Here is a 14,182-nt window from a genome sequence, read left to right on the forward strand (position 1 = left end):
GGCGAAAGAATTGAAAATTACATTTTTGGTTTACAATATTTATGGCATGGGTGGTACGGTAAGAACTGTTGCGAATACAGCCAATTACTTTGCTTCCAAAGACTACAAGGTGGAAATTATTAGCATAAGAAGAACTAGTGAAAAACCACTTTTTATTCTTAATCCTAAAATAAAGCTCACCCCATTATTTGATGCTAGAAGAGGAATGCTATTTACAAATAATACTCCAGGGTACAAAAGATTTTTAAAACAGATGCTTTTAAAAATTCCAAGCTTCCTTATCGATAAAAGTGAAGATTTGTATCAAATGTTTAACTTGTTTATTGATTTAAAGTTATTATCTGTAATAAAAAAGATCAATAGTGGAGTTTTAATTACTACTATTCCATCCTTTAATATTTTAGCTTCAAAATATACCAATCAGAATGTGATAAAAATTGGACAAGAACATAAATTTTTTGAGGCACATACCGAAAATCTTCAAAGGAAAATTAAGAAATATTACAAGAAACTTGATGCCTTAACCTGTTTAACCAATGCAGATAAAGCAGATTATGAAGAAGTTCTTAAAGGAGGCCGTGCAAAAATATATAAAATTGAAAATGCTACACATATTCCTGAGGAATCTGCCGAATTAGACAATAAGGTGATTATTGCAGCGGGTAGATACTCATACGAAAAGGGGTTTGATTTACTGATCCAAGCATTTTCTAAAGTTATTAAGAAACACCCTGATTGGAAATTAAAAATATTTGGAGTTGGTTCAGAGGGAGAGGTGTATCGAAATCTAATCTTTGAATTGAAGTCTTATAATAATACTTTTTTGATGCCCAAAACAGATAATATCCTGAATGAAATGGTTAATTCCTCCATTTATGCTTTAAGCTCAAGACGTGAATCATTTGGGATGGTTTTGATTGAAGCAATGTCGGTCGGTGTACCATGTGTAAGTTTTGCATGTACGGGTCCCAAGGAAGTAATTACGGATAAGGTAGATGGAATTCTGGTAGAAGAAGGGGATATTGATGGACTTGCAAATGGTTTATCAGTTTTGATTGAATCTGAAACATTAAGGAAAAAAATGGGGAGAAAGGCTAAAGAAAATGTAGAAAGATATACGTTTAATGTAGTAGGAAGAAAATGGGATAACCTAATTCAAGAACAGCTGAAATTAAAAAAATAAGGGTCTAATCTTTTACGTTGAAAGATTCATTAATTTAGTTATGTAATATTTTTAGATATGAGGTGCAGTATGGAAATAGCGGTTTTAATACCTTGTTATAATGAAGAACTAACAATTGGAAAAGTTATAGATGATTTTAAAAGGGAACTGCCGGATTCAACAGTTTATGTTTATGATAATAATTCCTCTGACCGTACTTCTGAGGTGGCAAAACAACATGGAGCAGTTGTACAGAAGGAAACAATGCAAGGAAAAGGGAATGTAGTCCGTTCTATGTTTAGGGAAATAGAAGCAGATGTGTATGTAATGGTGGATGGTGATGATACTTATCCTGCTGAATTCGTTCATGAGATGATAAAACCTATAGTTAACCATGAGGCAAATTTAGTTATTGGTGACAGATTATCGAATGGAACCTACTTTGATGAGAACAAAAGAATGTTTCATAATACAGGGAATAACCTTGTTAAAGGTCTAATTAATTTCCTATATAAAAGCAATATAAAAGATATCATGACTGGTTATCGTGCTTTTGATAAACTTTTTGTCAAAACAATGCCAATTATGAGCCCTGGTTTTGAAATCGAAACAGAAATGAGTTTACATGCCCTTGATAAGAAATTTAAAATCAAAGAAGTCCCAATAGATTATCGAGACCGTCCTGAAGGAAGCGAGTCAAAACTTAATACCTTCTCAGATGGGATTAAAGTTTTAAATATGATTTTTACTTTATTTAAGGAATTTAAGCCTTTTCAATTTTTTAGTCTTTGGTCTGTCATCTTATTAATTTTGGGCCTAGCTGTTGGAATGCCGGTAATTTATGAATTTATGAAAACGGACTATATTACAAAAGTACCTTCTGCCATTCTTGCTGTTGGTATAGTAATACTTTCCGTTCTTTCGTTTGCCTGCGGCTTGATTTTAGATACAATTTCTTCCCAAAATAAAAAACAATACGAGTTAGAACTAATACGTTTATCATCTGAACTTGGAGGAGGAAAATGAAGATAAGACTTTCTTTTTTCCTATTAATTTTAATTTCGCTTATTTCAACGGTGGGGATTGCATTCTTCTATATACCCATAAGAAATATTCCGATTCCCTATTTGATAATTGAGTTTTTTATCGTTTTTGCTATCCACCTTATTTATTATAAAAAATGTTTTAAAGGTTTAGTCAGTAGTCCAAATAAGCAAGAGAAGGTAATAACTTATACCTCCTCTTTGTTTGCTATTTTGTTTTTAATCAGCTCAAGAGGCCCTCAGAATTTTCTGAAGGATAATTCTTTATTTATTATTTTATTAACATACTTAGGTAGCTTTTTATTAATATTTGTTTGTATTAGCCTTTTTTCGATGGCATTAATAAAAAGGACTAATATTCAGTCTACAAAAAAAGCTGGTTTAAAAGATTTTGTAACCTTTTTTTTAATTATTTTTTTAACAGGAATTGTCTATTGGATGGCCTTCTATCCGGCAGGAATGTCCACCGATTCTTTAAACTCCTGGAATCAGGTTCATACAAAGCAATTCAATGATTGGCATCCTATTATATTTACATGGACAATTATGCTCCTGACCTATATTTGGGATTCACCTGCAATAGTAAGTTTATTTCAAATTGCAGTGCTATCCCTTATTTTTGCTACAACTTTTGTACAATTACAAAGGCTTGGGGTAAAAAAGTATCATTTAGTCATTATGAGTCTAATTATGGCTATCATCCCATCCTTTACTGTTTTTTCCATTATCATTTGGAAGGATATATTATTTAGCGTTAGTATACTTCTTTTTACAGTTCATTTATTTCTAATTAATTACTCCAAAGGATTGTGGTTAAAGCATAAAGGAAATTATTTATTATTTTTCCTTTCATCATTTGGAGTGGTATTTTACCGGCACAATGGTTTTCCTGTATTTGTTTTCACAATGATTGTATTGATTTTAATCTATTGGAAGTCCCTTTTAAAAGTAACATGTTCAATCCTTATTATTTTAGTTATAGCCCATCAAATTTTGACTGGACCCATATTCAAATACTTGGGAGTTGAATCATCTGATCCAAATGAAGCTTTATCGATTCCAACTCAACAAATAGCCAATGTCATTAAGAATGACGGTAATCTCACTGAAGAACAACTAAATTATTACAACAGTATTTTTCCAATAAAAATGTGGAAAGAAAAATATAATCCTTATACGGTAGACCCTATTAAATTTTCCTGGGGGAATTATCACCGCGAGGTTATTTTTGATGACTTCCCCAAATATTTAAAAACTTGGGGGAAAGTAGTTGTTCAAAATCCATTATTAGTGGTAGATGCATACATAAAGCAATCATCTCTTGTTTGGCAAATGAGAATTCCTGAAGGTGGTTATGAATATATCTATAATATTGGGGTAAACAAAAATAATTTTGGAATTGAAAGTAGTCCAATCAGTTCTTCTTTGAATAAATGGGTTACAAAGTATTTAGAAGAATCAAAATTAAATCCGTATATTAAGGTTGTATGGCGCCCAGCACTATACTCCTTTATCATTTTGATATGTTCAGTTGTAATCTTATTGAAAAATGGGTGGAGGTCAGGTGTTGTTGTATTACCGTTTTTATTAAATCTACTTTCAATTGCTGCAGCACTACCCGCACAGGATTTTAGATATCTACTTCCTAGTGTGTTCGTAAGTTTTGTTTTTCCTTTTATGGCTTATATTAATCCTAATCTAAAAGAGGAAAAAAGCAATGGATAATTTTTTAATTAAAAAAAATGGAATTTATGTTGGGATTGGATTAATGATTTTGGCTTCACTCTGTACATCATTTGGTCAATTGTTTTGGAAGCTTTCTAATGCAGCTTTTAATTTTAATTTATTAATTGGATTTTTATTGTATTTTCTTGGAGCCGTATTAATGATCTTTGCATTCCGGTTTGGTAAGCTTTCAATTTTACATCCATTATTAAGTGTAGGTTATGTTGTCAGTACTATTCTTGGGGCGATTTTCTTAAATGAAGATATTAGTATTGGGTCAATACTTGGGATTCTGTTTATCATGGCAGGAGTTGTTGTGATTGGCGGTGAATCCAATTAAAGTTTTACTGTTAATAGTTATGACACTTTTTGGTTCATTAGGTGGCTTTTATTTTAAAAAGGCCAGTTCCTTCTTGTCAAAAAGCATACTAAGCCTTTTTTTATTTTTGTCAATTGGAGGATTTTTTTATGTCGCAGGTGCTTTATTAAATATTTTATTACTGAAAAGACTCCCATATTCGATTGTTTTTCCGTTGACATCTATTACCTATTTTTGGACTATGCTTATTTCGAGAATATGGCTAAAAGAGAAAATTACTAAGAAAAAGTTGATAGGAATCTCACTTATCCTAGTAGGTTGTATTTTATTATCTAGACATACCTGATGTATAACATGCGTATTTCAGATTTCGTATCGTAAAAACAAAAGAAGTGATTTAAAAGCCCTTAAAACAGAAAAAATGCTGGTGAAAAATGTTTAACTTTTCACTAGTTTTTTTTTAGCGTTACCATTTGATGTTAATACCGAACAATATTTTTTGATGAATGATAAGATTCAACAAAAATCAACATTAATTCTTAATAAGTTGTCCAAAAATAATAGTTGTATTATCATAATAGATAATACATAGTGAATTTTGGTATGGAAGTTCTTTGTTTGTAATATATTTTCATGGCTTAAGTGCAAAATAAATATAATCAGGTTTTAATCCTTGCTTCCTTTCCATTTTCCTTAGAAAGAAAGCCTTTTCTTATAAAGAGGTGAATATACAGAGTTGATTTCATCACTAAAAAAATTATCTGTCACTAAAATTACATATAAATGGTTGTTTTTATTCGTCTCTTTATTTCCACCAAAAGAAAATCTTATTATATTTGAAAGTTTTCTTGGGAAGCAATATAGTTGCAATCCAAGGGCAATTTATGAATACCTTAAGAACCATCATCCAGAATATAAAATGGTCTGGAGCGTTGATCCGCGATTTGAAAAAGGATTCATTGATAATAAGGTTCCATATGCAATTCGTTTTTCATTTAAATGGCTGTTTTTGATGGCAAGAGCCAAGTTTTGGGTAACAAATAGTCGGATGCCGTTATGGATTCCAAAACCCAAAAATACAATTTATTTGCAAACATGGCACGGTACACCGTTGAAGAAGCTCGCAAATGATATGAGGGAAGTTCTGATGCCGGGAACGACCACTGAAAAATACAAACAAAATTTTTATATAGAATCTAGAAATTGGGATTACTTAATTTCCCCCAATGGGTATTCAACCGAAATTTTTAAGCGTGCCTTTCAATTTGATAAAGAGGTTATTGAGTCCGGTTATCCTAGAAATGATATTTTCTATAAACAGGAACGATACCAAATAGCTGGGGAATTTAAGAAAATACATGGAATACCTGATGATAAAAAAATTATCCTTTATGCCCCAACCTGGAGGGATAATCAGTATTATCAAGTTGGTAAGTATAAATTTGAATTGCATTTGGATTTGGACAAATTAAAAAAAGAACTAGGAAATGAATACATTGTCATTTTACGAATGCACTATTTAGTTGCTGAAAACTTTAATCTCGAATCGTACAAAGGATTCGCCTTTGACTTTTCTAAGCATGAAGACATTCAAGAGCTTTACTTGATTAGTGATTTATTGATTACCGATTATTCCTCTGTCTTTTTTGACTATGCTAACTTAAAGAGGCCAATGATTTTTTTTACTTATGATTTAGATGAATATAAAGAAGATATTAGAGGATTTTATTTTGATTTTGAGAAAAAAGCTCCAGGTCCGTTAGTTAAAACGACTGATGAAGTCATTAACGCCATTAAAAATATGGGTAAAGATCAAATTTCAACAGAGAAGTTTAATGAGTTTTATCAACGCTTTTGTTATTTAGAAGACGGCTATGCAGCTGTACGTGTTGTAAAAGAAGTGATTTTAAAGAATCAATAAGTCACAAAGGGTTTGCCATCAAATTTGTTTGATGGTCTTTTTTTGAGATTGGTTTAGTAATCAAATTATGATTGTAGGTTAAACGCTTGTTAAATTTAGGAATAAATAAGGACCATCGGATAAAAAATAAATAAAACATTACAAGATTATGTCCGGAATATTAAAAGATACAGCTCTTTATTGATAGAAAAAATGAAAGAGTGTATAGTTTATATGAGTTTTTGTTAAGTTTTTGTTGAGTTTTGACAGAAATTCTTTCCCAAAAAATAAGAGGTGTTGAAAAAGATGATTTATGCAGAAATTCTTGCCGGCGGTAAAGGTACCCGGATGGGCAATATCCATATGCCGAAACAGTTTTTAACATTAAACGGAAAGCCGATTATTATACACACGATTGAAAAATTTATATTAAATGATCGATTCGATAAAATTCTTGTGATGTCCCCAAAAGAATGGATCAATCACACGAAAGATATTATTAAAAAGCATATTGGTGTTCAAGAGCGAATTGTCGTTCTTGAAGGCGGATCCGACCGAAATGAATCGATTATGAACGGTATTAATTATATTAAAGAAAACCATGGAATTTTTGACGAAGATGTCATTATTACCCATGATTCGGTAAGACCATTCCTTACTCATCGGATTATTGAAGAAAATATTGATGCCGCTCTTAAATTTGGAGCTGTCGATACCGTGATTGAAGCGATAGACACCATTATTCAATCAACTGATGGGGAATCTATTTCTGATATTCCTGTACGGAGTACCATGTATCAAGGGCAAACACCACAAAGTTTTAATATACAAAAATTGGTTGGCTACTACGAATCCTTAAACGATGAGCAAAAAGAGATTCTTACTGATGCTGCGAAAATTTTTGCGCTAAATGGGGAGAAGGTTCGTTTGGTACGGGGAGAAGTTTTTAATATTAAGGTTACCACCCCTTACGACTTAAAAGTAGCAAATGCCATCATAATGGAGAAGATTAACAATGATTAATCAAGTTTATCGATTAGTGTCTCCAAGACAGTTTGAAGTCACCTACAAAGATAAATCGTTAAAATTTGAAAAAGATTCAATTGTCATTCGACCAACACATTTATCGATTTGTGCAGCGGACCAGCGTTATTACACAGGTTCACGCGGGAAAGAAGCCTTGGCAAAAAAACTTCCGATGGCCCTGATTCACGAAGGAATCGGCAAGGTGGTTTATGACCCAAAAGGTGAGTTTCAAACGGGAACAAAGGTGGTAATGGTTCCGAATACCCCGTCTGAAGAGGATGAATTTATTGCTGAGAATTATTTGCGATCCAGCCGTTTTCGTTCAAGCGGCTTCGACGGTTTCATGCAGGATTATATTTTCCTTGATCGCGACCGGGCAGTACCTATTCCGGAGGAAATGAACCCACATGTTGCCGCCTTTACAGAGCTGATCACGATTGCAATGCATTCGATATCAAGATTTGAAAGAAGGTCCCATACCCGCCGTGATGTTCTCGGTGTCTGGGGAGATGGGAACCTTGGGTTTATTACGACATTGATTCTTAAGAAAAAATATAAAGACAGTAAAATCATTGCATTTGGTAAAAATGAGCACAAACTGGCGAATTTCTCGTTTGTCGATGAGAGCTATTTGATTAACGATATTCCCGGGGATGTTCTTGTTGACCATACATTTGAATGTGTTGGCGGGAAGGGCAGCCAGTATGCAATTGATCAAATGATTGATCATATTCAACCAGAGGGCTCAATTTCGATTATGGGTGTGTCCGAATACCCGGTTGAAGTGAATACAAGAATGATTCTAGAAAAAGGAATTACGATGATTGGCTCAAGCCGGAGTGGTCGTGAGGACTTTGTTAACACCGTTAATTTTATGATGGAACATCCGGATGTTCTTGAATATTTTAGTGTTTTAGTTGGAGAAGTCTGTGAAGTAAAAACAATTCAGGATATCGTTAACTCGTTTGAAAAGGATTTGACCTCATCATGGGGCAAAACCGTCATGGAGTGGAAGATATAAGTGATCTGTATTGTGAAAGGAAGGCATCATACGTGCAGTATTTAAAATTTGCACCGACTATCTTGACGAAATTCGTCATTAACACTCTATATTCCCTGTGCTGCCTCCTTTTCAAAGTGGATTCACAAAGAATTACCTTTGCTTCTTATCGGTCTAATCAAATGACAGGGAATCTTTTATATATTTATAACGAAATGAAGGCAGAATTTCCGAATAAAAACTATCATCTCTTATTTAAAAAATTTGATAGTTCATTGAGCGGAAAAATTGCGTACTTTATTCATCTTGTTAAGGCGATTTATTATCTCGCCACATCCCGATTCTTTATCATTGATGATTTTTATTTCCCTGTCTATGCCATTCACCCTAGAAAAGGAACAGAAATTATTCAGTTATGGCATGCTGCAGGGATTTTTAAAAAATTTGGTTTAAGTACGGTGGGAAAACCATTCGGTCCAAGCCGGGAATATTTAAAGCATATTAAGCTCCACTCCAACTATTCAAGGGTTTATGTGAGTTCAAAGTTGGCCGTACCCCATTTTGCGGAAGCATTTGGAATGGCTGAAGAAAATGTGTTTCCATTAGGCGTCCCAAGAACGGATTATTTTTATGACAGAGAAAAAATGAACCAAATAAAAGAACGCTTTTATTCGCAGTACCCGGGGTTAAGAGGAAAACAGTTAGTCTTATATGCTCCCACCTATCGGGGCAAAAGTCACTATCAGGAAGATTGGAAAAGTCCAATTGATTTTAGCCAGTTGAAGGAAAAATTAGGTGGCGATTTTGCGGTGCTTATCCATTTGCATCCGTATATGTGCGCCCCTAATTTAACTGACCATGAATTTCTTTACCACATCCGTAATGAGTTTACGATTGAAGAATTGCTGACATTGACGGATCTTCTGATTACTGATTATTCCTCTGTCATTTTTGATTACAGTTTATTGGTCAGGCCAATGGCATTTTTCGCCCATGATGTAGAAGATTACATCAAGGAAAGGGACTTTTACCTTGATTATCAATCAATGGTACCGGGGCCAATCTTTTATGATACAAAAGCATTGGCTGAGTGGATTAAGCAGGGGAGCTTTGATTTAGAAAAAGTTAAAGCGTTTCGTGACCGTTTCTTTGATTACTCCGATGGGAAAGCATCGAAACGAATCGTTGACCACTTGTTAAGGAAAGTAGAGTAGATTTGAAGGAGGGTTTTGAACTCTTCTTTTTTCTTATATATTTATATTTGGTTATAAATTACAGATTGGAGATACAGCATGCTGAGAAGAGCGAAAAGGCTTATCAGAAGGGCCATTTTTAGAAAAAAAACGGCGCAAAACAGTAATGAGGCTGTTATCGAGTACGGAAAGTTTTCCGATCAGCCGATTATAGTTGATGATGAAAAAATAATCATTAATAAACAAAACCTAGGTGAGTCGCTTCCGCTGATTGTAGAAATGGCAGGGGTGGAAGAAAGTCTCATTCCCCGCAGAAAAGTGACGACTTTAAAGTGGAATGGCCCGATTTTAGAAATTGCCGGTTATTTTTATATCGAGAACCTGCCGCTTAAGGATGAGGATCTCGTAAAAAAACGGCTTGTGCTGTTAGATGGAGCGGGGATCAAAGTAACCATTCCTTTATATGATATCTCGAAAGAGGACATCGACCATGATGAGGAAATTAGTGATTTGTACTATTGGTCTGGATTCCACGGAAAAATCAACTTTGCGACATTAAATCAAAATGCCCCGCTGCCACAAGGGGAATACAAGGTCTATATTGAGACCGAAGTTCATGTATTAGGGGATAAGGTCTATCGTAAGAGCTTTCCACTGGGGAATATTGAGAAATTCCTTGATAAAGGCTTCCATTCAGCGAAAATGGAGTATTTCACAGCGAAAAGAGAAATGAAATTTAATTTATTGGCCACCTATGATTTGCCGCGGAAGACATTAAAGATCACTTCGAGCAAACTTAAGGATATGGACCCGAGAGAAATGGCGCTCGATGCAGAGGATTATCAAAGAGGGGTCTTCTACCGTTTCTTTTCGAAAACGGTCTTTCAATTCCTATATCGTTTCTATTGCATGCGGCCGATCAAACAAAAGCAAATCCTGTTTGCTTCTGACAGCCGCAGTGATATGAGTGGAAACTTCCAATTTGTCTATGATGAAATCATTAGCCGTAATTTGGATTTTGATATTCATTTTATGTTAAAACGTGGAGTTGACGAAAAGAAAACGTACCGTGAAATCGTTCAACTTGCCAAACTTATTGCCACTTCCCGTTTCGTAATTTTGGATGACTTTTACCCAATGATTTATCCGTTAAAAATTCGTGAAGGTGCCGATTTGGTTCAGCTCTGGCATGCAGTCGGGGCCTTTAAAACCTTTGGTTTCAGCCGTCTTGGCCGACCGGGCGGACCGTCACCAAAATCGATTAATCACCGTAATTATACAAAGGCAATTGTAAGCTCGAAAAATGTTGCGAAGCATTATGCAGAAGGCTTTGGGATTGATGTGGATAAAGTTATTCCAACCGGAATTCCGCGTACAGATGTCTTTTTTGATCAGGAATACCAACAGAATGTCCGTGAACGGCTTTACGAAGAGTATCCTTTCCTAAAAGGAAAAAAAGTGATTATGTTTGCACCGACCTTCCGCGGTAACGGCCAGCAATCTGCCCATTATCCTATGGAAGTGCTAGACCTTGCAAAGCTTTATGACGAGCTTCATGATGAGTATGTATTCTTATTTAAGATTCACCCATTTGTGAAAAACGATATAACGATTCCTTATCAATACAGTGATTTTTACTATGATTTTTCGTCCTATCGGGAAATTAATGACCTGCTCTTTATCTCGGATATTCTTATTACCGATTACTCATCAGTTTGCTTTGAATATGCGTTATTGAATAAACCAATGCTATTCTTCGCCTTTGACGTGGAAGAATATGTTCGAACCCGTGACTTTTATTATGAGTTCCATTCCTTTATACCGGGTCCGCTTGTCCGCTCCGCTGAGGAAATTATTAAAACAATTGAAGAAAAAGACTTCAAGATGGAAAAAGTTGAACCTTTTGTCCGCTATTTCTTTGACCAGATAGACGGAAAATCAAGTACCCGTGTAGTTGATGATATTTTATTACAAGATGAAACAAACGAAGACAAAAAGGAATAAAGAGAAAACACCCAAGCATTTTAGTTTGGGTGTTTTTATATGAATTTAGATATTCCCTTTGTCAACAGCAATTCGTGAATTAACTGAATTTTTCTACAGTCCTCTTCCTTTTATTCTATTTTTAAGCAAGTATTTCCATGAAACTATTTAAAAACTTTTATTAATAAGCGATAATAATAGTATTGTAGAAAATTGCTGTTTAATAGAAGGATTTGTAGTAAAAAAGGATCAAAAATACTACAGGGGTGTATTTTATGAAAGAATTCGGGAAAATCGTTCTTTTATCGACAGGTTTGGTTTTTAGCGGGGCAATAACTCCTTTATCTCCATATAGTTTAGATAAGGCTGAAGCAGCAAGCACCTTGAAGCTTGCCAATATTAGCTATCAAACGACTGCAAATGTAAACCTAAGGACAGGCCCAAGCACAAAAAATCAAGTCGTTACAACGATTCCAAAGTCGAAGACAATCACGGCTTTCGAACAAACTGGAAATTGGTTTAAGATTTCCTATCGGTATAGTTCTAAGGGGAAAACAGTCACGAAAACTGGCTGGGTAAGCGGCCCATATATCAAGAAAATGACTACTGCTGCCCCAAATACCACTACGGTCAAGTTTAAACAAACTATCTACCAAACGACGGCAAGTCTCAATCTTCGTTCCGGAACAGGGACGAAATATAAGGTTTTAGGCACAATCCCAAAAGGGAAAGTATTCACAAGTACCGAGAGGATAGGAACTTGGTATAAGGCTGTTTATACATACACTACTAAAGGGAAGTCCGTAAAAACGACAGGCTGGGTAAGCGGAACATACTTAAAGGAATATTACAAAACTTCCAGCTTCACTGGTGCTTACTACTTTACAAATAAGTCGGTCAGTCTTTATCCAAGTGCCGACACGAAGGAAAAAGCAGTATATAGTCTTGCCCCAGGGAATGGATTTTTCATCACTAGTAAGGTTGTAAACAGTTTGGGCGAAACATGGTATAAGGTCTCCTATAATGGAAAAACGCAATACCTTAATAGTAAAGATGTTACGAAAGCAACGGTTTATTCTTTTACGGCGGCAAATTATCAAGCAAATAAAGATACCAATCTTTACACTTCAGTTGGCAAGGCTTTTTCAAAAGCAGGGCAAATCCCAAAGGGGACGATTATTTCCACAAGTAAAAAAGTGGGAGATTGGTATGAAATAAAATATAACGGGAAGTCCGGTTATGCTGATTCGAACGATTTTTCTAAATACAGCCTACCCACTGAGGAAAATCTGAATGAATCGGGTGATTACCTTGCGATCACAGATGGGGTATTAAGAGTCTATCCTGATGATTCCTCAAATTTATTGTCGACGATTCCAAAAGGGACTAAGCTATCTCCAAGCGCAAAAACATCCAATGGCTGGTTTAAGGTTACGTATAATGGGATGACAGGTTATATCAATGAAGGCACTATCCAAAAGGCTGAGGACCTTCCTCCCGTAAAAGAAGATTCAAGCGAGGCCCCAATTGCCAAGGCAACCTATGTTATTTTGGCAGAGTTAAATCTTCGGGAGTCCAATGATAAAGCGTCAAAAAGTCTTGACGTTATTCCGAAAGGAACAATTGTAACTCCGGCAAGCCTTACTTCTGATGGTTGGTATAAGGTTTCCTATGATGGAAAAACAGGATATGTTTTTGGTAAGTATCTTCAACAAGTGATTACAGGAGATCCAATGGGAAATAGGGACAGCTATCAATTCATTGATTTAAGGACGCAATCCTCGGTAACCCCAAGTCAAATTGACAACTATATTGCAAAATATGAGGCAGATAATAAAAAGACTAGCATTCTCGATGGTAAGGGAGATGTCTTTATTAAAGCTGGTAAAACCTATGGGGTTAATGCCCTATATTTAGCTGCCCATGCGATTCATGAAAGTGGATTTGGCACTTCGGCGATATCAATTGCAAAAAACAATTTATTTGGGTTTGGTGCCTATGATGCCGCACCATATATTTCCGCATACCGTTTTAAAACCGTTGATGACTGTATTTACTACATCGCACGTGAAATTAAAGCCACTTATCTAGAGCCTTCTAGTTGGAAGTATAAAGGTGCTTATCTTGGCTTTAGTACAAAAACGTTATCAAATACTAGAATTGATACCAATAGTGAAGGCATGAACTTTTACTATGCTAGTGACCCAAATTGGGGAAAAGCAATTGCCCAGCACATGCAAAACATTCTAAATTATGATAAAGCCTATTATGCTAAGGCAAATGTGAATACTAGTCCCCAAAACAGGCCCGCGATTCCCACAGGCAGTGATTTATTCCCTAATAATATCATTGCACTTGCGAAAAGTGACATGGTGCTTGACAGCAAAAAGGGAGCTAATGATGCAGTAAAAACAATTAAAAAAGGCTCATCGTTTATCATTTTAGAAAAAACAAATGATTATTGGCTAAGGGTCAAGGTTGGTGACAAGGAGTATTGGACAGATGATATTAAATTTAGTTCTTATGCAAATTATCTATCTGTTCAAAACCTAGGCAGGGTTACAACACCAACGTTAAATGTTAGGTCTATACCATCAACTGAAAAAAATAAACCAATTGGGGAGTTATTTTTAAATGATTTTGTCCAAATAGTTATGAAAAATGATGGGACACTATCAATGGACCCTGAAAAGGCATGGTATGAGGTAGTGTTGTCAAATGGGACACATGCGTGGGTAAGTGCAAGTTTTATATATACAAAAGATTTTAAATAGAATTATAGGATTGTTTTTTCCTATTTTTTTAAAGTGACAACTTGGTAGATTATGTAA

Annotated in this window: 10 protein-coding genes and 1 pseudogene; all 11 read left to right on the plus strand. The window is 35.0% G+C overall.

Annotated features, from left to right (window positions below):
- Positions 1-10: 10 nt before the first annotated feature.
- The 11 genes and pseudogenes from ACFQZ9_RS15295 (at position 11) to ACFQZ9_RS15345 (ending at position 14,125) form a co-directional block, all read left to right on the plus strand.
- On the plus strand, positions 11-1,183 hold the full coding sequence (locus ACFQZ9_RS15295; RefSeq protein ID WP_498944457.1) for a glycosyltransferase family 4 protein: 1,173 nt from the start codon (positions 11-13) through the stop codon (positions 1,181-1,183).
- 69 nt (positions 1,184-1,252) lie between these two features.
- Positions 1,253-2,188 (plus strand): glycosyltransferase family 2 protein, encoded by a 936-nt coding sequence (locus ACFQZ9_RS15300; RefSeq protein ID WP_498944458.1) that lies wholly within the window; start codon positions 1,253-1,255, stop codon positions 2,186-2,188.
- Positions 2,185-3,930, plus strand: coding sequence for a DUF6020 family protein (locus tag ACFQZ9_RS15305; RefSeq protein ID WP_498944459.1), 1,746 nt, complete (start codon positions 2,185-2,187; stop codon positions 3,928-3,930). Before ACFQZ9_RS15300 ends, ACFQZ9_RS15305 begins: the two co-directional genes overlap by 4 nt.
- The gene (locus ACFQZ9_RS15310; RefSeq protein ID WP_498944460.1) at positions 3,923-4,270 is read left to right on the plus strand and encodes a DMT family transporter; all 348 of its coding nucleotides are present in this window, start codon (positions 3,923-3,925) and stop codon (positions 4,268-4,270) included. The genes ACFQZ9_RS15305 and ACFQZ9_RS15310 overlap by 8 nt, the downstream gene beginning before the upstream one ends.
- Positions 4,257-4,595: an EamA family transporter gene (locus ACFQZ9_RS15315; protein ID WP_498944588.1), complete on the plus strand. Its 339-nt coding sequence runs from the start codon at positions 4,257-4,259 to the stop codon at positions 4,593-4,595. The genes ACFQZ9_RS15310 and ACFQZ9_RS15315 overlap by 14 nt, the downstream gene beginning before the upstream one ends.
- Before the next feature lie 372 nt (positions 4,596-4,967).
- Positions 4,968-6,170, plus strand: a pseudogene (locus ACFQZ9_RS15320) (CDP-glycerol glycerophosphotransferase family protein); the annotation flags it as partial.
- Between the two features lie 285 nt (positions 6,171-6,455).
- Entirely contained in the window at positions 6,456-7,172 is a 717-nt protein-coding gene (locus ACFQZ9_RS15325) for an IspD/TarI family cytidylyltransferase (protein ID WP_498944461.1), read from the plus strand.
- Positions 7,165-8,196: a ribitol-5-phosphate dehydrogenase gene (locus ACFQZ9_RS15330; RefSeq protein ID WP_498944462.1), complete on the plus strand. Its 1,032-nt coding sequence runs from the start codon at positions 7,165-7,167 to the stop codon at positions 8,194-8,196. Before ACFQZ9_RS15325 ends, ACFQZ9_RS15330 begins: the two co-directional genes overlap by 8 nt.
- Positions 8,197-8,228: 32 nt before the next feature.
- On the plus strand, positions 8,229-9,389 hold the full coding sequence (locus ACFQZ9_RS15335) for a CDP-glycerol glycerophosphotransferase family protein (RefSeq protein ID WP_198310495.1): 1,161 nt from the start codon (positions 8,229-8,231) through the stop codon (positions 9,387-9,389).
- Between the two features lie 78 nt (positions 9,390-9,467).
- The gene (locus ACFQZ9_RS15340; RefSeq protein ID WP_498944463.1) at positions 9,468-11,372 is read left to right on the plus strand and encodes a CDP-glycerol glycerophosphotransferase family protein; all 1,905 of its coding nucleotides are present in this window, start codon (positions 9,468-9,470) and stop codon (positions 11,370-11,372) included.
- 254 nt (positions 11,373-11,626) lie between these two features.
- Positions 11,627-14,125 (plus strand): SH3 domain-containing protein, encoded by a 2,499-nt coding sequence (locus tag ACFQZ9_RS15345; protein WP_498944464.1) that lies wholly within the window; start codon positions 11,627-11,629, stop codon positions 14,123-14,125.
- The last annotated feature ends 57 nt before the right edge of the window (positions 14,126-14,182 follow it).

Source organism: Neobacillus sp. GCM10027624, from assembly GCF_042675345.1.
GTDB classification, from domain to species: Bacteria; Bacillota; Bacilli; order Bacillales; family Cytobacillaceae; genus Neobacillus; species Neobacillus cucumis_D.